The organism is Pseudomonas sp. H1_G08 (assembly GCF_054681355.1).
In genome coordinates this window covers 1,172,686-1,196,069 of sequence record NZ_CP162822.1, presented here as the reverse complement: position 1 = coordinate 1,196,069, position 23,384 = coordinate 1,172,686, and the positions used below count along the sequence as shown (strand labels likewise).

Genomic DNA, 23,384 nt, shown 5'->3' with positions numbered 1-23,384 from the left:
CCGATGGCTGACAAGGAGTTGCGCTTCATGGAAATTGAAGAATTCGGCTACAAGCAAGAGTTGAAACGTAGCCTGACGCTGACCGATCTGGTGGTGTACGGGATGATCTTCATGATCCCCATCGCCCCGTTCGGTGTGTATGGCTACGTCAACGCCGAAGCACCGGGGATGGTGCCGCTGGCGTACATCATCGGCATGGTGGCGATGCTGTTCACCGCCCTGAGTTACGGCAGCATGGCCAAGGCCTTTCCGGTTGCCGGCTCCGTATATTCCTACGCGCAACGCGGCCTTAATCAACACGTCGGCTTCATCGCTGGCTGGCTGATGCTGCTCGATTACCTGCTGATTCCGCCGCTGCTGTACCTGTATTCGGCGATGGCGCTCAACCATTTGTACCCGGACATTCCCAAGGTCGGCTTCATCCTGGCGTTTCTGGTCAGCGCAACATTCGTCAACCTGCGCGGCATCACCTTCACCGCGCGGATGAACATGCTGTTCCTGCTGGCACAACTGGTGGTGCTGGGCATCTTCCTGTTCCACGCCTGGAACGCCCTGCACGACGGTGGCGGAAATGGTGAGCTGACACTGGCGCCGCTGTATCACCCGGAAACCTTCAACTTCGCCCTGCTGATGCAAGCCGTGTCGATCGCCGTGCTGTCGTTCCTCGGCTTCGACGCGATCTCCACCCTCGCCGAAGAAATCAAGGAAGATCCGGGCCGCAGCGTCGGCAAGGCAGCGCTGATCACCCTGGCGGTGATGGGCACGATTTTCGTCGTACAAACGTGGATCGCCACCGATCTGGCAGCGGGCATGGGCTTCAAATCCGCCGACACCGCGTTCTATGAAATCGCTGAAATTGCCGCCGGCAGCTGGCTGGCGACCCTGACCGCCGTCGCCACGGCGCTGGCCTGGGGCGTCGCCGTGGCAATCACCTCGCAGGCCGCCGTGTCGCGGCTGCTGTTCGGCATGGCCCGCGACGGCAAGCTGCCGAAGGTGCTGGCCAAGGTCCACCCGAAACACAACACGCCGTACCTGAGCATTTATCTGGTGGCGGTGTTGTCGCTGCTGATCTGCTACCTGTTCATCGACGCGGTCGACATTCTCACCTCGCTGATCAACTTCGGCGCCCTCAGCGGTTTCATGCTGCTGCACCTGACGGTGATCAACCACTACTGGCGTCGGCAGAAGTCGGGGCAGTTTGTGCGCCATCTGCTCTGCCCGGTGATCGGCTTCATCATCGTCGCCGCCATCATGTACAACATGGGCGTCGATGCGCAGAAACTCGGCCTGATCTGGATTGCCCTGGGCCTGGTGTACCTGTTCTTCCTCAACAAGCTCGGCGCCAGCACAGCGCTGCCCGATCCGAGCAAAGGCTGACAAGAAAAAGAGCGGCGTCTGACAACAAATCAGGCGACCGCCGATTCAACGCGTGGAAACCGACAGTGATAGTCAGGTTCGGCGAATGGGCCGAACCTTTTGATACAGGAGTACATCCATGCTGGTCTTACGCCCAGTCGAGCAGAATGATCTGCCCCAGCTACAGCGCCTGGCCCGCGAGAGCCTGATCGGCGTGACTTCGCTGCCGGATGACAGCGAACACCTGCGCGAAAAAATCGCCGCGTCGTGCGCGTCTTTCGACAGCGCCGCCACAGCCCAGGGGCCGGAAAACTATTTCTTTGTACTGGAAGATCTCGAACGCCAGCAACTGGTCGGCTGCTCGGAAATCCTCGCCACAGCCGGCTTCAAGGAGCCGTTCTACAGCCTGCGCAACCGCCATTTCACCAGTGCTTCGCGGGAATTGAACATCGAGCACGGCGTACCGGCGTTGTCGCTGTGCCATGACCTCAGCGGGCATACCTTGCTGCGCGGTTTCCACATTGACGCCGCGTTGGTGCGCACGCCGTTTTCTGAACTGCTGTCGCGGGCGCGCCTGCTGTTCATCGCCGCGCATGCGCAGCGGTTCTCCGAGGCGGTGATCACCGAGATCGTCGGCTACAGCGACGAGCAGGGGCATTCGCCATTCTGGGATGCGCTGGGCAAGCACTTTTTCGACCTGCCGTACGCGGAAGCCGAGCGCCTGTGCGGCTTGCAGAGCCGCACGTTCCTTGCCGAACTGATGCCGCAATACCCGATCTACGTGCCGATGCTGCCGCAAGCGGCGCAGGATTGCATCGGCCGCGTGCACCCGGACGGCCAGGAAGCGTTCGACATCCTCGCGCGGGAAGGCTTCGAAACCAACAGCTACATCGACCTGTTCGACGCCGGCCCGACCCTGTATGCGCGTACCGCAAACATTCGCTCGATCGCTGACAGCCAGACCGCCATTGTCCGCCAACAAGTATCAACCGACGCCCGTGGCCGTTACCTGCTCAGCAACGACGCCCTGCATGACTACCGCGCGATTGTCACCGAACTCGACTATCACCCTGATCAACCGCTGCCCCTGACACCCGCCATCTGCGCGGCGCTGAAGGTCAGCGATGGCAGCTCGATACGGCTGGTCGCTCTGTGAGCCGCGTTAGCCATCCGCGCCTGAATCGGTACGCCAAAGGAGTTGGAGCATGATTGTCCGTCCGGTAAAAGTCAGCGACCTGCCTGCCTTGATGACCCTCGTTGAACAGGCAGGGCCAGGTTTCACAACCCTTCCCGCCAATGAGGACCGCTTGGCGCACCGGGTGCGTTGGGCACAACGGGCGTTCGCCGAACAGGTGGAGCGCGCCGATGCCGATTACCTGTTTGTCCTCGAGGATGATGAGCAGCGCGTGGTCGGTGTCAGCGCGATGGCCGGCGCCGTTGGCCTGCGCGAGCCCTGGTACAACTACCGGCTCGGGGTGACCGTCAGTTCGGCACCGGACCTGGGCATTCAGCGGCAGATCCCAACGTTGTTCCTCAACAACGAACTGACCGGGCAATCGGAGCTGTGCTCGCTGTTCCTGCGCCATGACCAGCGCAACGGCAGCAATGGCCGCCTGTTGTCGCTGGGTCGTCTGCTGTTCGTCGCCGAATTTCCGCATCTGTTTGGCGAGAAGATGATAGCCGAACTGCGAGGCAGTGCCGATGAAAACGGTTGCTCGCCATTTTGGGACAGCCTCGGCCGGCACTTCTTCCAGATGGATTTCACCCACGCCGATCACTTGTCCGGCCTGGGCAACAAAGCCTTTATCGCCGAACTGATGCCGCGCCAGCCACTGTATACCTGCCTGCTCACCGAACAGGCGCAGGCGGCAATAGGCCAGACTCACCCGAACACCCAGCCGGCGTTGAAGATTCTTCAGGCCGAGGGCTTCACGCACAAAGGCTATATCGACATTTTCGACGGTGGCCCGGTCATCGAAGCGCCGATCCGCAGCATCCGCACGGTGCGCGACAGCCTCGAACTGACCTTGAGCCTCGGCACCCCGGACGAGCAGGCGCCGCTATGGCTGATTCACAACCGCCGGCTGGAAAACTGCCGTATCACCGTGGCCCCCGGTCGACTGGTGGGCAACAGCCTGGTTGTCGATCGTCTCACTGCCAAACGCCTGCAACTGCAGCCGGGCAATTCAGTGCGCGCAGTGCTCCTGCCCCATCAACAGCAACATGCCGTGGCGGCCTGATATTTCCGGCACGGGAGATTAAACCTTTCAGCCGCCAGTCCTGCCGCGCAAATTCGTCATGATTCTTGACCCATTCGCGTGATAGCCTTTTCATTCTTCGGCGTTGACACCTTTGCTCAAGCCTTTCCATTCCTTATGTATTGGTGGAACTCGTATGACCAGGCTTTCCCATCAAGATTTGCGCCGTAACTTCCGTCAGCTGCTGGCCTCCGACACCTGCTATCACACGGCTTCGGTGTTCGACCCGATGTCCGCCCGCATCGCCGCTGACCTGGGTTTTGAAGTGGGTATCCTCGGCGGTTCCGTGGCCTCCCTGCAGGTGCTTGGCGCGCCGGACTTCGCCCTGATCACCCTCAGCGAATTCGCCGAACAGGCCACGCGCATTGGCCGCGTCGCCCAATTGCCAGTGATCGCCGACGCCGACCACGGCTACGGCAACGCTCTTAACGTCATGCGCACCATCGTCGAACTGGAACGCGCGGGCGTCGCTGCACTGACCATCGAAGACACCCTGCTGCCCGCGCAATTCGGGCGCAAATCCACCGACCTGATCACCGTGGCCGAAGGCGTCGGCAAGATCCGCGCGGCGCTGGAAGCCCGGGTCGACACCGAGATGGCCATCATCGCCCGCACCAACGCCGGCATTCTGCCGAATCAGGAAATCATCAGCCGCACCCGCCAATATCAGGCGGCGGGCGCTGACGGTATCTGCATGGTCGGCGTGCAGGACTTCGATCAGCTGGAACAGATCGCCGAGCATCTGACCGTGCCGCTGATGCTGGTCACCTACGGCAACCCGGCCCTGCGCGACGACAAACGCCTGGCCGAACTGGGCGTGCGCGTGACCATCGACGGCCATGGCGCCTACTTCGCCGCGATCAAAGCAACCTACGACAGCCTGCGCGAACAGCGGCAGATCTTCACCCAGGCCTCCGATTTGAGCGCGACCGAGTTGACCCACACCTATACCCAGCCGGAGGAATACATTCTCTGGGCCAAGGAGTACATGAGCGTCAAGGAGTGATGCACACGCTGCACCGGCCCCTTCGCGAGCAGGCTCGCTCCCACAGTTGAAATGCGGTCCCCTGTGGGAGCGAGCCTGCTCGCGAAAGCGTCTATTGCGGCACCGCTAAACCGGCGTCTTATACCCCTCCTACCGCTGCGCCGCCCGCGCCTGAATCACATTCAGAATCGCGCAGCCCTCGCGCATCAGCAGATGAACCGCGCTGGTCACCCGCGTCAGATCACAATCGGAGATGCCCTTGAGGTTGAGGCTGGCGAAAGTGTCGGCCAGATCGCGCACGACCAAAAACCGGTGCATCGCACAGGCGGCCATGTCGCTGAGTTCAGTGTGGGTATTGATGAAGAGCACCGGGGATTCGGCGTCGTAGGTGTCGATGGGGAGATAGCGCGGCATTACTTGGTCGGTCATAGAGTTCACTCCAGAAAGGTCAGGTTCTGTATTCGACCGGCCAAGATCGTCGCAGGGTTATCTGCGAACCGAGACTATAAGAGCCGCGCCCGACGGCCGCAACGAGAGCTTCTGTCGGACTTTTCGGTATTTTTTGTGCGCCGTCCTCGACTGCCACTTTTCCCACAAAAGCCCCTCACCCTAGCCCTCTCCCAGAGGGAGAGGGGACTGATTGGGGGATGCTCTGGATCTACGCCGACGTGAGAGATCGCGTTGAATGCGAATTTGAATTCAACTTGATCTGGCGGTTGCCACATGGACCACAAACAACGCGGTCAGTCCCCTCTCCCTCCGGGAGAGGGTTAGGGTGAGGGGCCGATTTCTCTGGCACCCCGCCCGGCCTCGTCACACCGCAAACCCCATCACCGCGGCTTGGCCAACTCCATGATCATCCGTGACAACAAATAAATCCGCGGCGCCACGCTCGCCACCTCGGCATATTCCTCAGGCGTGTGAATATTGCCGCCGACAATGCCGAAGCCATCCAGCGTCGGTGTCCCTACGCCTGCGGACAGACTGGCATCCGCCGCGCCACCACTGCCCTCCTCAGTCAGCTTGCGGCCAATCTCGCCGTAAATTCCCTGGGCCATGGCCATCAGGCGATCCGACTCAGCGGTCTGTGGCATCGGCGGCAAACCGCGCTGCAAGGACGTTTTCACTTCGGTATCGGCAATCAACTTGTCCTGCGAGACCCGCGCCAGATCCTTCTCGATGCGATCAAATTCCTCCGGCACTGCCGCGCGCACATCCGCCTTGGCCGTGGCCTGATCAGGAATCACGTTGGTGCGATCGCCGGCCTTGAGCACGGTGAAGTTGATGGTGGTCTTCTTCGCCTCGTCACCGAGCTTGCCCAGTTGCAGAATCTGATGCGCCGCTTCCATCGCCGCGTTCCGTCCCAACTCTGGCGCGACGCCGGCGTGGGCGGCCTTGCCTTTGACTTCGACCAGCGCCGTCGCACTGCCCTTGCGCCACACCACCAGGCCATCGGCCGGGCGCCCCGGTTCGAGGTTGAGGGTGACGTCGTGCTGTTTGGCGGTTTTCTTGATCAGGTCGGTGGCGACGTCCGAGCCGGTTTCTTCGCTGGCATCCAGCAGGAAGGTGATCTGCGCGTAATCCTTGAAGTCGAGGTTCTTCAGCACTTTCAATGCGTAGATGCCGGCGACGATGCCGCCCTTGTCGTCCATTACACCCGGCCCGTAGGCGCGGCCGTCCTTGATGTGGAAAGGCCGCTCGGCGGCGGAGCCTTCCTTGAACACCGTGTCCATGTGCGCCATCAGCAGGATTTTCGCTTTGCCCGTGCCTTTGAGCGTGGCCAGCACATGGTTGGATTTTTCCGGGGTGTTGGGCACCAGTTCGATGGTGGCGCCGAGTTTTTTCAGTTCATCGATGGCAATGTCGCTGACCTGTTTCAGGCCCGGCTCATAACCTGAGCCGGAGTCGATATTGACCAGTCGCTCCAACAATTTCAGGGCTTCGGGCTGATACTGCTCGGCATCGGCGAGCACTTGTTTGTGCGGTTCGGCGGCGTTTGCGGCCGAGAATGCGAGGGACAGACCGAGGCTGGCGGCCAGCAGAGAGCGGGGAAAGGAGAACGTCATGAAGCAGTCCTTGTTTCGTGTCGGAGGGATTCAACCGTAACCGACATCGGCGCGAGGCTCTATAGCGGATGCGACACTGATCTAACCGACAACACATACCCCGGTGGGAGCGAGCCTGCTCGCGAAGGCGTCGTGGCAAACGATATTGATACCGCCTGACCCAGCGCTTTCGCGAGCAGGCTCGCTCCCACAGGTATCAGCTCGCCCGTCAGACCGAATCCAGCAGCGCCTGCCTCGGCTTGTTGTCGCTGTTGCAGATCACCCGATTGCGCCCACTGGCCTTGGCTTCGTACAACGCCTGATCGGCCTCATCCAGCCAACGCGTGGCGTCGGCATGGCTCGGGTCGTACGCGGCCAGGCCAATGCTCAGACTGACCTTCAACGCGGGGTTCTGCTCGTAGCCCATCACCGCAAAACGCTCGCGCAAGGCTTCCATCGCCTGAGCCGCGTTGAACAGTGGCAGCTCCGGCAGAATCACGCAGAACTCGTCCCCGCCATAGCGCCCGGCCACATCCGTGGCGCGAAGATTCTGTTTGAGCAGTTTGCTCAACTGGCGCAGGACGATATCGCCAGCGACATGCCCATAGGTGTCATTGATCGCTTTGAAGTGGTCGATGTCGATCAGCGCAATCGCCGCGCCCTGCTGCTGGCGTTTGCAGCGCTGGAACGCGAGGTTCAGCTGATCCTTCCACGCGCCGTGATTGAGCAGGCCGGTGAGGCTGTCGGTGCGACTCAACGCCAATAGCTCGCGCTTGTGCCGACCGAGGGTCGAGGCCTGGCGAAAGCAGATCCAGCCTAGCGCCAGCGGATACAGCAACAGCAACGGCAAACAGGCGTACAGCTGCAGCGGCGTTGTTGGCGGGATGAACGCCGGCGCAAACACCACCAGCCCTACGCCCATACCGAGCAACTGCACCGCCGTGCCCGCCAGCAAAAACCGCCCGCCACCGATGGCTACGTTGTTCATTGCCATCATCGAAATCGTGGTCGCGCTGGGCAAGGGATTGAATTGCATGGCGGCGACCCAGAAGCCGCCCATGAATGCATCGATCAGCAAATTGCGGTGTTCGGCGCGAAACGGCACGCTCGAGCTTCGCGCCCATTGAAAGGCCAGATGCGGCCAGACCAGGCCGTTGAACAGCATCAGGCCCCACACCCACAGCGGCGGATCGAGCGCATGCATCGCCACGCTGACACACATCAGCCCGAGCAGCAGCCCGAACACCCGCGACCTGTACAGCCTCCTGGCCAGTGAAAGTCCCTTTCCTCGCGTATTTCCCATAAGGGCCTCGACCGCGCGATGCATGGTTACATCCCGACAAGGATGTGTCCGGAGTCTATCAGGGCGCCGCTAAATAGCCATCACCGGCCAGCGGCCTGAATAGAGCGCTATCAGCGCCGCACGCGCGGCCCAGAGTTGGCTATAAATGAAAGAGGGGAAATGGAAAAACAACTATAAAAAGGGGGCACATGCATACCTACGCTGTGTTGATCATCGGCAGCGGTTTCGGCGGCCAGTGCGCGGCGGTCAACCTGCTCAAGGCCGGAATCGACGATTTTCGCATTCTCGAGCGACGCGACTTCTTCGGCGGCACCTGGTGCCAGAACACCTACCCCGGCGCAGCGGTGGACGTGCCGTCGCCGCTGTACTCGCTGTCATTCGCGCCCTACCGCTGGTCGCAGATGTTCGCCGAACAGGCGGAACTGCGTCGCTACACCGAACAGCTGATCGAGCAGTTCGGTTTACGCGAGCGCGTGGAACTGGGGGCCGATGTCGAGCGGGTCGAATGGGACGAAGCGGAAAAGCGTTGGTTGGTGCACACCCGCGCCAGAGGTACTTTCCGAACCCAATTCCTGATCAATGCTTCCGGGCCGCTGAGTCAGCCGGTCATCCCCAACTTTGCCGGGATGGATCGCTTTCAAGGCAAGACTTTTCACACAAACAATTGGGATCACAGCTACGACTATCGCGGTAAACGCGTGGCGATCGTCGGCAGTGGTGCCAGCGCCGCGCAGGTGATCCCGGCGATTGCGCCACAAGTCGAACACCTGCATGTATTCCAGCGCACGCCGCATTGGGTGCTGCCGCGTGCCGATCGCAAATTCGGCCGTTTCCAGCGCTGGCTGCTCGGTCTAAAGCCGGCGTACAAGCTGCTGCGCTGGCTGATCTACTGGCAATTCGAAACCCGGGTGATCGCCTTCAAATACTCGAGACCGGCGATTCATCTGGTTCAACAACATGCGCTGCGTTTTCTCAAGCGCCAGGTTCCGGACCCGCTGCTGCGGCAAAAACTCACTCCGGACTTCACCATCGGCTGCAAACGCGTTTTGGTGTCCAGCACGTACTACCCGGCGCTGAGCCGCGCCAACGTCACGTTGCACAGTCGCGTGCACGGCATCGCTTCGATCGACGAAAGCGGGATCAACACCGTGGACGGTGAGCATCTCGATGTTGATCTGATCGTCTGGTCGACCGGTTACGACGCCACCGACGGGGTGATTTCTTACCCGGTCAGCGGCAAAAACGCGGTGCAACTCAGAGATGTCTGGGCCGAATACCCGCGCGCGTACCTCGGCACCAGCCTGCCGGATTTCCCCAACCTGTTTATCGTCACCGGGCCGAACACCGGCATTGGCCACACCTCGGCGCTTTTCATCATTGAATCGCAGATGAACTACATCCTCGACTGCATCCGCACCGTACGGGCCAAAGGCCTGAGCAGCATCGAAGTGCGCCGTGACGCAGAACGTACCTACACTGCAATGATCCACCGGGAAATGCAGCGCACGGTGTGGAAGTCCGGTGGTTGCCACAGTTGGTACCAGAGCAAGAGCGGTCATGTGATCGCGATGTTTCCCGGCTTCAGTTTCAGCTATCACCTGCTGACCCGGGCGCTGAAACCGGCCGACCATATTTTGTCCTGAACACGTATAAGGAAGACGTCGATGCTTTTGCTGTTTGTCGCACTCGCGGTTTTCGTGGCCTGGAGCTGGTTGAGTTACCCGGCGGTCGGCCATTGGCTGTACGACCTGGCCATGGCCAGCGAGGCCAGGTTGTACAAACTGCACAAGATCGAAGTGCCGATCGCCGAGATGACCGTGTCGACCTGGCAAGGCGGGCCGTACGAGGCGTCCAGCGCGATCCTGATGCTGCACGGCTTCAGCGCCGATAAAAACCTCTGGCTGCGCTGCGCCCGGCACTTCGTCCGTCAGTATCGGGTGATCATTCCGGATCTGGCCGGCCACGGTGAGACTGGCTTCAAGGCTGGCGGCGGTTACGACATTGCGGTTCAGGCCAAACGCATGATTCAGCTGCTCGATGTCTGCGGCGTAGAGAAAGTCCACGTCATTGGCAACTCCATGGGCGGCTACATTGCCGCGTGGCTGGCAGCGACCTATCCGGAGCGAATCGCCTCGCTGGCATTGATCGACCCGGCCGGCGTCACCGCACCGGAGCCGAGCGACATGGAGCGCCATCTGGCGCGCGGGCACAATCCGTTTCTGATCAATTCCCGCGAAGAATTTCAGCGCTTCTACGCGATGACCATGGAGTCGCCGCCGTGGGTACCGAAACTGGTGCTGGACGCCGTCGCCCAGCGCTATGAGCAACAACGTGACGAGCTCGAAGAAATCTTCCGCGACTTCCGCGCCAGCCCGCCGATGGAGCCGAAACTGGCCGAGATCCAATGCCCGGCGCTGTTGCTCTGGGGACGCAAGGATCGCCTGATCGACGTCAGCAGCGTGCCGGTGTGGAGCAAAGGCATCGCTAATCTCGAAGTGGATGTGTGGGATCACGTCGGGCACATGCCGATGGTCGAACAGCCGGGAAATACCGCGCGGCTGTACGGGCAGTTTCTGGAACGACAGCGATGAAGATGGATACTCGCAATGCCCCAGGTTGCGCACCTGATCGTTCCCATGCTCTGCGTGGGAATGCCTCAGGGGACGCTCTGCGTCCAGTGACGCAGAGCGTCACGGGCTACATTCCCACGCAGAGCGTGGGAACGATCAGCGGAGACAGAAGGTTGGCGTTCCCATGAACATTCTTTACGACGAACGCCTCGACGGTCCGTTGCCCGAGGTGAACAAGGGCGAATTGCTCAAGGCCCTGCAACAAGCCCTGCCGGACCTGGACATCCTCTGGCGCGAAGATGAACTCAAACCCTACGAATGCGACGGTCTCTCCGCCTACCGCACCACGCCGATGCTGGTCGCCCTGCCCCGGCGCCTGGAGCAAGTGCAAACCCTGCTGAAACTCTGCCATCAGAACAACGTGCCCGTGGTCGCGCGGGGTGCCGGCACTGGGTTGTCCGGCGGCGCCCTGCCACTGGAAAAGGGCCTGCTGCTGGTGATGGCGCGATTCAACAACATTCTGCACATCGACCCCGCTGCACGTATCGCGCGGGTTCAGCCGGGGGTGCGCAATCTTGCTATCTCCCAGGCGGCGGCCCCATTTGGCTTGTATTACGCACCGGATCCGTCGTCGCAGATCGCCTGTTCGATCGGCGGCAACGTCGCGGAAAACGCTGGTGGCGTGCATTGCCTCAAGTACGGCCTGACCGTGCACAACGTGTTGAAAATCGAAGTACTGACCATCGAGGGCGAACGTCTGACGCTGGGCTCCGAGGCGCTCGATTCAGCCGGTTTTGACCTGCTCGCCTTGTTCACCGGCTCCGAAGGCCTGCTGGGGATCATCACCGAAGTCACGGTGAAACTGCTGCCCAAACCGCAAGTCGCCAAGGTCCTGCTCGGCAGTTTCGATTCAGTCGAGAAGGCCGGCCGAGCGGTTGCCGAAATCATCGCTGCCGGGATCATTCCCGGAGGCCTGGAAATGATGGACAACCTGGCCATTCGCGCCGCCGAAGATTTTATCCACGCCGGTTACCCGGTCGACGCCGAGGCGATTCTGCTGTGCGAACTCGACGGCGTCGAAGCCGACGTGCACGACGATTGCCTGCGCGTACGGGAAGTGATGACAGCGGCCGGCGCCACTGAAGTGCGCCAGGCCCAGGACGAGGCTGAACGCGTGCGTTTCTGGGCCGGGCGCAAAAACGCGTTTCCGGCGATCGGCCGGTTGTCGCCGGATTATTACTGCATGGACGGCACCATCCCGCGCCGCGAATTGCCCGCTGTGCTGCAAGGTATCGCTAGCCTCGGCGAGGAATATGGCTTGCGCGTGGCCAACGTGTTCCATGCCGGCGACGGCAATATGCACCCGCTGATTCTGTTCGACGCCAACCAGCCGGGGGAGCTGCATCGCGCCGAGGCATTGGGCGGCAAGATCCTCGAACTGTGCGTGAAGGTCGGCGGCAGCATCACTGGCGAGCACGGCGTCGGCCGCGAAAAAATCAATCAGATGTGCGCGCAGTTCAACAGCGACGAGTTACTGCTGTTTCATGCAGTGAAAGCCGCGTTCGATCCGCAGGGCTTGCTCAATCCCGGCAAGAACATTCCGACCCTGCACCGCTGCGCCGAATTCGGCGCGATGCACATTCACGCCGGGCAACTGCCCTTCCCCGAGCTGGAGCGATTCTGATGGCTGATTTCGACGCCGCCAACGCCCTGCTCGATCAGGTCAACGCCGCGCGGGCCAATGCCACGCCGCTGAAGATTCAGGGCGGCAACAGCAAGGCCTTTCTCGGTCGCGAGGTGGCCGGCGAAGTGCTCGACACCCGTGCTCATCGCGGCATCGTTCAATACGATCCGACCGAACTGGTGGTCACCGCACGTGCCGGCACGCCATTGTCCGCGCTGCTTGCGGCGCTGGATGACGCCGGGCAAATGTTGCCCTGCGAACCGCCATCCTTCGCCGACAGCGCCACGGTCGGCGGCATGGTCGCCACGGGACTGTCCGGACCTCGCCGGCCGTGGTCCGGCTCGGTACGCGACTTCGTTCTCGGCACGCGGGTGATCACCGGCCTCGGTCAGCATCTGCGCTTCGGTGGCGAAGTGATGAAAAACGTCGCCGGTTATGACCTTTCGCGACTGATGGCCGGCAGTTTCGGTTGCCTCGGCGTGCTCACCGAAGTGTCGCTGAAAGTCCTGCCGAAACCGCGCCAGTGCCTGAGCATTCGCCTCGATATCGACTGCGCTCGGGCCTTGAGCAAACTTGCCGAATGGGGCCAGCAACCGCTGCCGATCAGCGCGGCATGTCACGATGGCCAGAGCCTGTATCTGCGTCTGGAAGGCGGCGAAGGTTCGGTAACGGCGGCGCATCAACGCCTCGGCGGCGAGCCGCTGGACTCGGTTTTCTGGCGCGACCTCAACGAACAGCGCCTGAGTTTTTTCGACGAAGGTTTGCCGCTGTGGCGCCTGTCATTGCCGAACAATCTCGGCCCGCTCGAGCTGCCCGGCGAGCAACTGATCGACTGGGCCGGCGCGCAACGCTGGGTGAAATCCGAAAGCTCTGAGATTCACGCACTCGCCCATTCCTTGGGCGGCCATGCAACGTGCTTTACCCATGGCGCCACGGATTCGCCGTTTCAACCCTTGGCGCCAACCCTGCTGCGCTACCACCGGCAACTCAAGGCGCAACTCGACCCGCAAGGGCTGTTCAACCCCGGACGCATGTACGCGGAGGTCTAGCCATGCAAACCACCCTCAGCGAGCAATCGCGAAAATTGCCCCGGGCTGGCGAAGCGGAAAAGATCCTGCGCACCTGCGTGCATTGCGGCTTCTGCAACGCGACGTGCCCGACCTATCAATTGCTCGGCGATGAACTCGATGGCCCGCGCGGGCGCATTTATCTGATCAAGCAAGTGCTGGAAGGCGCACCGGCCACCGAGCAGACGCAACTGCATCTGGATCGCTGCCTGTCGTGTCGCAACTGCGAAAACACCTGCCCGTCCGGCGTCGATTATCACAACCTGCTCGACATTGGCCGCGCAGTAGTCGACAGCGCGGTGCCGCGCCCGGCCGCTCAGCGCTTGCTGCGCGAAGGCTTGCGTGCGTTGGCGCCCAATCCCGGTTTGTTCAAAGGCTTGCTGCGCATGGGCGCGACCTTTCGACCGCTGCTGCCGCGCCTGCTGGAAAGCAAACTGCCGCAACACTTGGGTGTTATGGGGTCGCGCCCCGCTCCTCGGCATGCGCGCCGGGTGTTGTTGCTCGAAGGCTGCGTGCAACCGGGTCTGTCGCCGAACACCAATGACGCGACCGCGCGGGTGCTCGATCGTCTGGGCATCAGCGTCACTCCGGTGAGCGAGGCGGGTTGCTGCGGCGCGCTCGACTATCACCTCGACGCCCAGGCCAAAGGTCTTGACCGCGCTCGACAGAACATCGACGCCTGGTGGCCGCACTTGCAGAATGGCGCCGAAGCCATCGTGCAAACGACCAGCGGTTGTGGCGCGTTCATCAAGGATTATGGGCATTTGCTTGCGGACGACCCGATCTACGCCTCGAAAGCACGGCGGATCAGCGAAATGACTCGGGATCTGGTGCAAATCATCGCCGAGGAACCGCTGGAGCAAGTGTGCGCCGCCAGCGAACGACGCATCGCCGTGCATTGCCCGTGCACTTTGCAGCACGCACTGAAACTCGGCGGCGCCGTGGAAGCCGTGCTGACCCGACTCGGCTTCAACCTCACACCAGTGCCGGACGGCCATTTGTGCTGCGGCTCGGCGGGCACTTACTCGCTGACCCAACCGGTGCTGGCGCGGCAACTGCGCGATCAGCGCCTCAACGCCCTGGAAAGCGGCCGACCGGAGTTGATCGTCACTTCCAATGTGGGCTGTCAGAGCCATCTGGCGAGCGCCGGGCGCACGCCGGTCAGACACTGGATCGAGCTGGTGGATCAGTCGTTGGCAGAATGAAGTTCGTAGGATTCTTCGTTTGCCCGCGTGGGCGAAGGCTGCGATCTTTTCCGGCATCCATTTCGTCACCGTGGCAGGAATTTTTTTCATGACCGTGCAGCCGTTCGTCAGCCCCGACCTGATCCGCCAACGCTTCTCCCGAGCGATGTCCGACATGTACCGCGAAGAGGTGCCGCTGTACGGTGCGCTGATGGAACTGGTGCAAAAAACCAACCGCGAAGTGCTGGCACGTCAGCCTGACATCGCCGGACAGCTCAAGCGCACCGGCGAAATCGAACGCCTGGACATGGAACGCCACGGCGCCATTCGCGTCGGCACCGCGAGCGAACTGGCTACCCTCGCCCGCCTGTTCGCGGTGATGGGCATGCAACCAGTGGGTTATTACGACCTGACCCCGGCCGGTGTGCCGGTGCATTCAACGGCGTTTCGCGCGGTGCATGAAGAAGCGCTGCAGGTCAGCCCGTTTCGCGTGTTCACCTCGTTGCTGCGCCTGGAGCTGATTGAAGACGCCGAATTGCGTTCGTTTGCCGAGTCGGTACTGGCCCGTCGTTCGATTTTTACTGAAGAGGCGTTGCGCCTGATTGAACAGGCGGAAACGGCAGGCGGACTGAATGACGACGAAGCCGCAGAATTCGTCCGACAGGCCCTGGAGACTTTTCGCTGGCACCACAGCGCCACCGTCAGCGCCGCGCAGTACCAGAAACTCAGCGCCCAGCACCGCTTGATCGCCGATGTCGTTGCGTTCAAAGGCCCGCATATCAATCACCTGACCCCGCGCACGCTGGACATCGACACCGTTCAGGAGCAGATGCCTGCCCATGGCATCACACCCAAAGCGGTGATCGAAGGTCCACCACGCCGCAATTGCCCGATCCTGCTGCGCCAGACCAGCTTCAAAGCGCTGGACGAGCCGATCGCCTTCACCGATCAGCCCGAAACCTGTGGCAGCCACAGCGCGCGCTTCGGCGAAATCGAACAACGCGGCGCCGCCCTCACGCCCAAGGGTCGCGCGTTGTATGACCGCCTGTTGAATGCCGCTCGCGATGAACTGGGCGACTTCCCCAATGAAGCCAATGCCGCACGCTACGACGCGCTGATGACTCAGCACTTTACCGAATTTCCTGACAGCATCGAGGGCATGCGCGAACAGGGGCTGGCGTACTTTCGTTTTTTCGCTACGGAAAAGGGCATCGCGGCGCACGGACTTGGCGAATCGTCCCTGGAGGACTTGCTGCGCGATGACTACGTGAAAGCGGAGCCGCTGGTGTACGAAGATTTCCTGCCGGTGAGCGCAGCGGGGATTTTTCAGTCGAACCTGGGGGATGCCGCACAGGCGCATTACGCCGAACACTCCAATCGACATGCTTTCGAACAGGCGCTGGGGCGTTCGACCATTGATGAGTTGGGGTTGTATGCCGAGACGCAACGGCGGTCGATTGAGGAGTGTTTGACCCGACTCGCGCGTTAAAACATCAAAAGATCGCAGCCTACGGCAGCTCCTACAGGGGAAATGCATTCCAAATGTAGGAGCTGCCGCAGGCTGCGATCTTTTGATCTGAAGCTATGAGGCAATCTTTGCCTCCATAGCAATCTTTGCCTCCATAAAGGCATCTGGCCATTGTGCGCAAGAAGTTGCGCAGTGGCCCGTAATATTTCAGGGCCTAAATCCTCTGCAGCTCAAGCGGCGCAAGCCCTGCAGCCAAGTGCGCAAGAAGTTGCGCAGTACTGCGCAACTTCTTGCGCACTTTCTCCCGACTTTCCCGCTGAAAATCGCCCCGAATGATCACCAACTACCGTGGCGCCCCCGCCATCCGGGCACCGCGCAGAACCTGGCACGCTCCTTGATAACACTGCGTCACCCACCGGGCGATTTCGCCTCCGGGCACCCTAACTTTATCCGCAAGGAGAGCACCCCATGGCAACACCAGCGTACATGTCGGTTACCGGCGAAAAACAAGGCCTGATCACTGCCGGCGCTTTCACCGCCGACTCCGTTGGCAACACCTACCAGGAAGGCCACGAAGACCAGGTTATGGTTCAGGCTTTCACCCACGACGTGATCATCCCGCGTGACCCGCAATCCGGTCAGCCAACCGGTCAGCGCGTACACAAGCCAGTTGTGATCACCAAGGTCTACGACAAGGCTTCGCCACTGCTTCAAGCAGCTCTGACTTCCGGCGAGCGCATGAGCGAAATCGTTATCCAGTGGTACCGCACTTCGGCTCAAGGCACCCAAGAGCACTACTACACCACCAAACTGGAAGACGCGATCATCGTCGCCATCAACAACAAAATGCACAACTGCCAGGATCCAGGCAACGCGCACTTCACCCACCTGGAAGAAGTGCAGTTCACCTACCGCAAAATCACCTGGACCCACGAAGTATCCGGTACTTCGGGTTCCGATGACTGGCGTGCTCCAGTCGTTTAATTACGGCTGACCGTTACACGCATCGGCCAGCTCTGCTGGTCGATGTTGTTTACGCCCCTCCAGAATTTCGCGTACGTTGAGCCGCTTTTTTGCGGCCGTCGACGAGCGCCGCTTTACAGCACGAGGAACAAGGGATGTTCGCGCCGGCCAATGAAACCCACTTTGCCCTGACCATCGAAGGGCTTTCCGCCGACTTTCAGGTGTTTACCCTCACCGGCCGGGAAGCCATCAGCCAGCCTTTTGTCTTTGAGGTGGAGCTGGTCAGTGAGCAGCCGTCGCTGGACCTCGAAACCCTGCTGCACAAACCGGCCTTCCTGCAGCTGTCGCCTGACGGCAGCGGCATCCATGGCCAGATCTACCGCGCCGCGCAAGGTGACTCGGGCAAGCGCCTGACCCGTTATTCGGTGACGCTGCGTCCGCAACTGGCGTATCTGGCGCACCGCATCAACCAGCGCATCTTCCAGAACCTCAGCGTGCCGAAAATCATCGGCATGGTGCTGGAAGAGCACGGCATCCAGAGCAACGCCTACGAATTCAAGACCGGTTCGATCTATCCTGAACGCATCTACTGCGTGCAATACGACGAGTCGGATCTGCATTTCATCCAGCGCCTGTGCGAAGAAGAAGGCATTCACTTCCACTTCCAGCACAGCGCCAACGCGCACAAGCTCGTTTTCGGCGATGACCAGACGGTGTTTCCAAAACTCGCCCCCGTGCCCTATCAGCAAGACTCCGGCATGGTCGCCAGCAACCCGGTGATCAAGCGTTTCGACCTGCGCCTGGAAACCCGCACCAGCCGCACCACCCGCCGCGACTACGACTTCGAAAAACCGCGCCTGACCCTGGAAAGCGAAAACCGTGGCGACGCCCTGCCCGACCTTGAAGACTACGATTACCCGGGGCGCTTCATCGACCGCGAGCGCGGCAAACATTTGGCCAAACGCGCCCTCGAACGCCATCGCAGCGACTTCCAGCTCGCCGAAGGCAAGAGTGATCAGCCACTGCTGGTCAGCGGCCACTTTCTCGCCCTGACCGAACACCCGAAAGCCAAGTGGAACGACCTGTGGCTGCTCACCGAAGTCCTGCATGAAGGCAAGCAGCCGCAGGTGCTCGAAGAGTCGGTGACCAGCGACACCACGGCGCTGAAAGACGATTTCCACCAGGGCTACCGCAACCGCTTCCAGGCCACGCCGTGGGACGTGCCCAACCGCCCGCCGCTACGCCATCCGAAACCGCGCATCCTCGGCAGCCAGAGCGCCGTGGTCACCGGCCCGAAAGGTGAAGAAATCCACTGCGACGAGTACGGCCGGGTCAAAGTCCAGTTTCACTGGGACCGCGAAGGCCAGGCCGACGACAAGACCAGTTGCTGGCTGCGCGTCTCCAGCGCCTGGGCCGGCGCCCAGTATGGCGGCATCGCCATCCCGCGCATTGGCATGGAAGTGCTGGTCACGTTCCTTGAAGGTGACCCCGATCAACCGCTGATCAGCGGCTGCCTGTACCACAAGGAAAACACCGTCCCCTATCCACTGCCGGCGAACAAGACCCGCAGCACCTTCAAGACCCTGAGCTCCATGGGCGGTGGCGGCTACAACGAACTGCGCATCGAAGACAAAAAAGGCCAGGAACAAATCTACCTGCATGCCCAGCGCGACTGGGACGAGAACATCGAACACGACCAGAAAATCCGCGTCGGCAACGAACGCCACGACACCGTCGAAAAGAACAGCTACAGCGAATTCAAGGCCGAAGAACACCACACCGTCTACGCCGACCGCAAAGTCGAGGCGCGCGCTAACGATCATCTGACCGTCGGCGTCAATCAGCACATCAAGATCGGCACCGGCCAGTTCATCGACGCCGGCCAGGAAATCCACCTTAGCAGTGGCATGAAAGTGGTGATGGAAGCCGGTGCGGAGCTGACCCTGGTCGGCGGCGGCAGCTTCATCAAGATTGATGCTGGTGGCGTGACCATGAGCGGCCCGGTGATCAACATGAACTCCGGCGGCAGCCCGGGCGTTGGCACGGGCGCCGCGCCGTTGATGCCCGGGCCGTTGAAGCAAGCTGATACGGATAAAGCCGGGCAGTTGCTGGTGCCAGCGCAGCGGCAGGCGTTGATGCAGAAGAAGCCGATTTGTGCGGTGTGCGAAGCAGCCAAACAGGCTGCACAAAGGGAGCTACATTAAATGATCGAGCTACCGCCACTTCCGATTGATCTGCCATGGGAAACCCCAGCTTATCTGCTGCTGGATGGCGTCAGTGTTCCCGATCTCGCGCAGCAATTGTTTCAATGGGATAACCAAGCCTACAGCCTGTACCAGTCCACTCGCTGGCAGGAGTTGTCAGATATTTCGCCCTATCTGATCGAGCTTAAAGGTGCCAGCGATCCGCTCTTGGCGTACTTCAGAGAACATGCGGCCGAGGAGTGGGGTTATCTGCTGTTCAGCGACGCAGATGCGCATTCGTTGTGGGGCCATTGGCGTCACTTGCTGAGCGTGAAGCACCCGAGTGGCATAGAAGTCATGCCCCGTATTGCCGACCCTGCGGTCATGCACCAGCTGTTTGCATTGGCAGAAAAAAAGGGCAGCGCGAAATGGTTCGGACCGGTCAGACATGTCTGCCTGCCGGACGGAGTTGGCATCAACTGGCATCAACACATTTGCCACCGACCCGCTATAGCCGAACCCGAGACCTATCGTTTGACGGATGAAGAACTCACTGCGTTGGGCGAAGTAGAATTTCGTAACTTCATATCTGATCTAAATGAGCATTTGCATACGTACTTTGCGGACTTCATGGCGACTTTTGCATCTGAAGATCGTCGGCCCTATGCGCAAGCACTCGCGGAAGATGCCTATCAAAAGGGTTTCGCTTCTGAACAGGAAATCACCCTCTATGCGAACGTTTTCGGCTATCTCGCTGGTGAGCCGGTCACTGATCATCCCGACATCGTTCAGCTACTCGCGCAATCGACGTCTGAAGCACCACTGAAACGCGTTGAGCGCGCTGCAGAACTGGCCGAACGCCGTGCCGCCGATCGACAAGGAAGCCAATCGTGACCACTCAACAACCGCCTAAACCCAGCGCCAACACCGCCGCAATGGCCAAGCCGGCGAAAGACACCCGAGTGCCGATGGGTGTGTGCCCGTTGATGAACAAGAAAGTGCAACTGCTACCTCTGCGCTATGGCCTGGTCCAACATCTCGATCCAGCTGCCGAGGTGTCCATGCCGTACAAAACCAAAAGCCAGCCGCTGGGCATTCGTTTGCTGCGCGATGGGTATCTGTACATCATCAATGGCACCACCGGTTACTTGCACGAATACCGGATCGAGAAAGGCCAGATCACCAAGCTGCTGTGGAACAGTCAGGAAGTATCGGCCGACACTCGGACCAGTTCAGTCGGGGAACCGCATCTGATTTTCACTCGATCTCACACGCTTTACGCCAGTTATTCCGAGATTCAGTGGACAGCTTTCAAATGCTCGCAAGTGCTCAACTCCAAGGATGAGCGCAAACGCTTGATGCAGCAGCTCGAGTTGACAAGCGCCTGCCCGGAAAAGGGTGGCGAGCATTTGCTGAGTAAGCAGCAGGCGGAGAGCTGGCTGGCCGAGGTCAAGGAAGATCAGTCTCGATCCGATGCCAAACCAGAGGGTTCGAATCAGCAGGAAAGCGTGGCCTATCACTGGGAGGATCAGCCACTCTTCAAGCAAACCACCATTGAAAGTCTGACCAGTAACGTGCAAGGCCCGTACAAGAACGACTACCTGTTTCTGGTGCTACGAGACGACATTGGCGTGATGCGTGATCTGGCCAGTGCGCAGTTGAAAGTGGCTGACTGGATTGAACAATGGAGTGCTGATGAACGATGCCAGGCTCAATACCTTACTGGCTCTTACATACAGTCGCTCTACGACGTCAATGGGCCCCGACTTGACGCTCTGAGCAAAACAGACCCTGATATCAAGTCGTTGAAAGACGACACCAACGAAGAGCAGCAGAACAAGATTTATGAGTATCTGAAGGTTCGCCGGGATAACAGAGATCCGGGGATCTATGGAGACGAAGCGCACTGGCGAAAAATGGCTGAAAAGGATCCTTATGCCCGTGCGTACATGGACATGACGGATTCGCTGGGCAATCCGTTATACCGTAAACATCAAGACACCTTGAATAAACTGAGCCTGCAAAGCTGGTACGCATTGCATGGCAAGGAGCTCGGTCAGCGTGGCGTCGATGACTTGGTTAACCGACCGGAGATGGAGGCATTTCTCCTCAAACAGCAAATACTGCTGAGCCACTGGCACGGACGGTTGAAGAACATTCGTGATGATCGCCTGACGATGTTTACCAGTGGCTACTTCCACGGAGCCGCCTGGTACTACGATTTCAAGCTCGATGCGCAAATCAAGCATCGTCTGGAGACTGAATTCGTCTGTGTCGCCGCCATGTGTGCTGACCCGAAGGCCGTCGCGAAACTTGCGGCTTACATGGAAGCCAATCTGCTGACCGTCGTACCTGGGCTGGACACGCTGACTCTGGCCGCACAAGTCGACGTAGCAAAAAAACTCGCGGACTTGAGCAGTTTCTCGATCAACGTGATCTCCGCCAAGGAAAACCTGGCCAACGTCAACGTCCTGACCAATCAGTTCCACAGTCTGATGACCGAGCGCCTGCCCAACTACGCCAAACTGAACACTCAGTTCATGGGCATGCAAAGCTTGCTGGACGAGGCCTATAACCCGGCTCGACAGATGAAAATTGCCGATCAGTTGGACAAAGCTCACGTAGCCTTCGCGCGTGCACAAACCGTCGATCCCAACAGCTACATTCGCGAAATCGGAGCGCCTGCGCGTTTACAGTTACTACGAGAGTTTTCCCGGCAAGGGCTGACATTGCGTGCAGCGTCTGCCGCCGAAATCAACGCCTTCAACCTTGCCCGAGATCAGGCGTTGGACCTGCGCGGCCAGTTGAAGGAAACCTACAAGCTGCGCAATCGCGAATTGTCCCGGCAAACCACCGGCTCCGCCATGCCGGGCAGTGAAACGCAGTACAACCAACGGATTGCCCAAATCAAAAATTCGCTGTTACCTTTGGAACAGAGGCTCTGCGACGCGTTGACTGTAGGCGGAGACAGCCCGGCAAAAATCGGCACGGTGATCGAAGGTCTGGATCCGCAATTGCGGGCAGAGATGGGCCGGACCGTACGAGACTTCCGGGCTACAGGGACATTCAATAAGCCGCTCGCAGGGGTCATGAGGTCGAAGGGGGATGGGATCGCGTTTGCGTTGTTTGTGATTCAGGGGCAGAAGTTTATTGAAGCGATAAGTTCAATGAGTAAAAAAGATGTTCCGTCGCTATCTGACTGGTGGAACCTATTTGAGTCACTCGTAGGTTTTTCGGCTGCTGGTTTTGCTACGGTACAAGGCTTGGCGGTAACAATATTTCAAGCTCATTTATCGGAAATGGTTAGTGCTACAGGCAAGGTCAATACCCTTAGCCGCTTGGGCCGATGGACGGGCGTCGCCGGTGTAGGCGCTTTCAGTTTCGGCGCGATTTCCGCCTCTATTGACTTGGGCAAGCACTCCATTCAATGGGGCAAGGCCTTGGCTAAAGGCGATTACAAAGAATTAGGAGCTACAACCCTCCAAATCAGTGGTGACTCAATACTAGTAGGTACAAATACATGGGCTGCCACGCGTACAAGTTCAATCGTTGTTAACATTATGAAAAGCCCGACTGAACTCCGTGCTTTAGCTTGGGCAGAGGCGAGTCCAAGAATTATGGCGATTGGCGCACGCGCCAACTTGATTGGTCTGATCGCGACTGCTTTGCAACTGGTGGGCGAGGGTTTATACAACTATTTTAATCTGGACGACTTGCAAAGATGGATGGAGTCCAGCGTCTGGGGAAATAAAACTAAGAATCGCAGCATGCAGGACGAATGGAACGAACTGGCAAAGGTCGTGCAAAAACCTACTTGTGAAATGATTCGTGATGCCAAGCAGACCTATCTGAAGCTTATAATTCCAGGCGTTAGCACGCAGGAAATGGATACTCGAAAATTGCAATTGAAAGCGTACCAGCAATATCGCGATGTTCCAAAGAAAGGGGGTTACGCGCCTGGCCCATTTCCCTTGAGATGGCGGGAGTGCACGACAACTTGGATTAGTCGATTAGTCGTAGCCAGTAAAGGCAGCGAAGCGTTGACAATTCATTTGCCGATCAGTGACTCATTGCAGACCACAGATTTTTCCTTGGCATTGACCATCGCTTATCAATTGGAAGCTGAACGTGACGTAATGCACGAAACCTGCTTTGTGCTCCGTGACCTGCATATTATTAGCTCACCTTACAGGCGCGATCCAACGCGCGGTGTCTTTAAGCTTGATTCTGCTGACTCGTTGCCGATTGGCACAAGTAAATCCCAATTCATATTGTTCAAAAAAGAAGATTTGGGGACCATCGATGCTTAAAAGCCTTT

The 23,384-nt window shown here is 59.6% G+C and carries 17 protein-coding genes; 14 read left to right on the top strand and 3 right to left on the bottom strand.

Translation table 11 applies throughout. From position 1 onward, the window contains the following. Positions 1-27: 27 nt before the first annotated feature. From AB4N85_RS05410 to AB4N85_RS05395, 4 genes are all read left to right on the top strand, one after another. Positions 28-1,377 (top strand): APC family permease, encoded by a 1,350-nt coding sequence (locus AB4N85_RS05410; protein ID WP_110645849.1) that lies wholly within the window; start codon positions 28-30, stop codon positions 1,375-1,377. Between the two features lie 118 nt (positions 1,378-1,495). Continuing rightward, positions 1,496-2,512 (top strand): arginine N-succinyltransferase, encoded by a 1,017-nt coding sequence (locus AB4N85_RS05405; protein WP_252869188.1) that lies wholly within the window; start codon positions 1,496-1,498, stop codon positions 2,510-2,512. A gap of 49 nt (positions 2,513-2,561) precedes the next feature. Beyond that, on the top strand, positions 2,562-3,596 hold the full coding sequence (astA, locus tag AB4N85_RS05400) for an arginine N-succinyltransferase (RefSeq protein WP_041478621.1): 1,035 nt from the start codon (positions 2,562-2,564) through the stop codon (positions 3,594-3,596). Between the two features lie 154 nt (positions 3,597-3,750). Continuing rightward, a complete protein-coding gene (locus AB4N85_RS05395; protein WP_016774123.1) occupies positions 3,751-4,620 on the top strand; it encodes an isocitrate lyase/PEP mutase family protein in 870 nt (289 codons plus the stop codon). 129 nt (positions 4,621-4,749) lie between these two features. On the opposite strand, the gene AB4N85_RS05390 is transcribed toward AB4N85_RS05395, so the two are convergent. The 3 genes from AB4N85_RS05390 to AB4N85_RS05380 all read right to left on the bottom strand — a co-directional run bounded on the left by AB4N85_RS05390 (position 4,750) and on the right by AB4N85_RS05380 (position 7,947). Next, the gene (locus tag AB4N85_RS05390) at positions 4,750-5,028 is read right to left on the bottom strand and encodes a hypothetical protein (protein ID WP_095179553.1); all 279 of its coding nucleotides are present in this window, start codon (positions 5,026-5,028) and stop codon (positions 4,750-4,752) included. 401 nt (positions 5,029-5,429) lie between these two features. Further along, positions 5,430-6,665, bottom strand: a complete 1,236-nt coding sequence (locus tag AB4N85_RS05385; protein ID WP_122750623.1) for a M20/M25/M40 family metallo-hydrolase — start codon at positions 6,663-6,665, stop codon at positions 5,430-5,432. 208 nt (positions 6,666-6,873) lie between these two features. Beyond that, the gene (locus AB4N85_RS05380; protein WP_252869187.1) at positions 6,874-7,947 is read right to left on the bottom strand and encodes a diguanylate cyclase; all 1,074 of its coding nucleotides are present in this window, start codon (positions 7,945-7,947) and stop codon (positions 6,874-6,876) included. A 188-nt stretch (positions 7,948-8,135) separates the two neighbouring features. Here AB4N85_RS05380 and AB4N85_RS05375 point away from each other — a divergent pair, with 188 nt between their 5' ends. The 10 genes from AB4N85_RS05375 (at position 8,136) to AB4N85_RS05330 (ending at position 23,376) form a co-directional block, all read left to right on the top strand. Next, positions 8,136-9,590 (top strand): flavin-containing monooxygenase, encoded by a 1,455-nt coding sequence (locus AB4N85_RS05375; RefSeq protein WP_252869186.1) that lies wholly within the window; start codon positions 8,136-8,138, stop codon positions 9,588-9,590. 21 nt (positions 9,591-9,611) lie between these two features. Next, on the top strand, positions 9,612-10,538 hold the full coding sequence (locus AB4N85_RS05370; protein WP_252869185.1) for an alpha/beta fold hydrolase: 927 nt from the start codon (positions 9,612-9,614) through the stop codon (positions 10,536-10,538). Positions 10,539-10,701: 163 nt separating this feature from the next. Continuing rightward, positions 10,702-12,201 (top strand): glycolate oxidase subunit GlcD, encoded by a 1,500-nt coding sequence (glcD, locus tag AB4N85_RS05365; RefSeq protein WP_252869184.1) that lies wholly within the window; start codon positions 10,702-10,704, stop codon positions 12,199-12,201. Further along, positions 12,201-13,250, top strand: coding sequence for a glycolate oxidase subunit GlcE (glcE, locus tag AB4N85_RS05360; RefSeq protein WP_252869183.1), 1,050 nt, complete (start codon positions 12,201-12,203; stop codon positions 13,248-13,250). The genes glcD and glcE overlap by 1 nt, the downstream gene beginning before the upstream one ends. 2 nt (positions 13,251-13,252) lie before the next feature. Next, positions 13,253-14,473, top strand: coding sequence for a glycolate oxidase subunit GlcF (glcF, locus tag AB4N85_RS05355; RefSeq protein ID WP_252869182.1), 1,221 nt, complete (start codon positions 13,253-13,255; stop codon positions 14,471-14,473). An 88-nt stretch (positions 14,474-14,561) separates the two neighbouring features. After that, on the top strand, positions 14,562-15,941 hold the full coding sequence (gene hglS, locus AB4N85_RS05350) for a 2-oxoadipate dioxygenase/decarboxylase HglS (protein ID WP_460067266.1): 1,380 nt from the start codon (positions 14,562-14,564) through the stop codon (positions 15,939-15,941). Between the two features lie 447 nt (positions 15,942-16,388). Next, entirely contained in the window at positions 16,389-16,904 is a 516-nt protein-coding gene (locus AB4N85_RS05345; RefSeq protein ID WP_007949952.1) for an Hcp family type VI secretion system effector, read from the top strand. 134 nt (positions 16,905-17,038) lie between these two features. Then, complete coding sequence (locus AB4N85_RS05340) at positions 17,039-19,087, top strand: type VI secretion system Vgr family protein (protein ID WP_252869180.1); 2,049 nt, start codon at positions 17,039-17,041, stop codon at positions 19,085-19,087. Beyond that, positions 19,088-19,960: a DUF4123 domain-containing protein gene (locus AB4N85_RS05335; RefSeq protein WP_150741578.1), complete on the top strand. Its 873-nt coding sequence runs from the start codon at positions 19,088-19,090 to the stop codon at positions 19,958-19,960. Further along, a complete protein-coding gene (locus tag AB4N85_RS05330; RefSeq protein ID WP_252869179.1) occupies positions 19,957-23,376 on the top strand; it encodes a toxin VasX in 3,420 nt (1,139 codons plus the stop codon). Before AB4N85_RS05335 ends, AB4N85_RS05330 begins: the two co-directional genes overlap by 4 nt. The last annotated feature ends 8 nt before the right edge of the window (positions 23,377-23,384 follow it).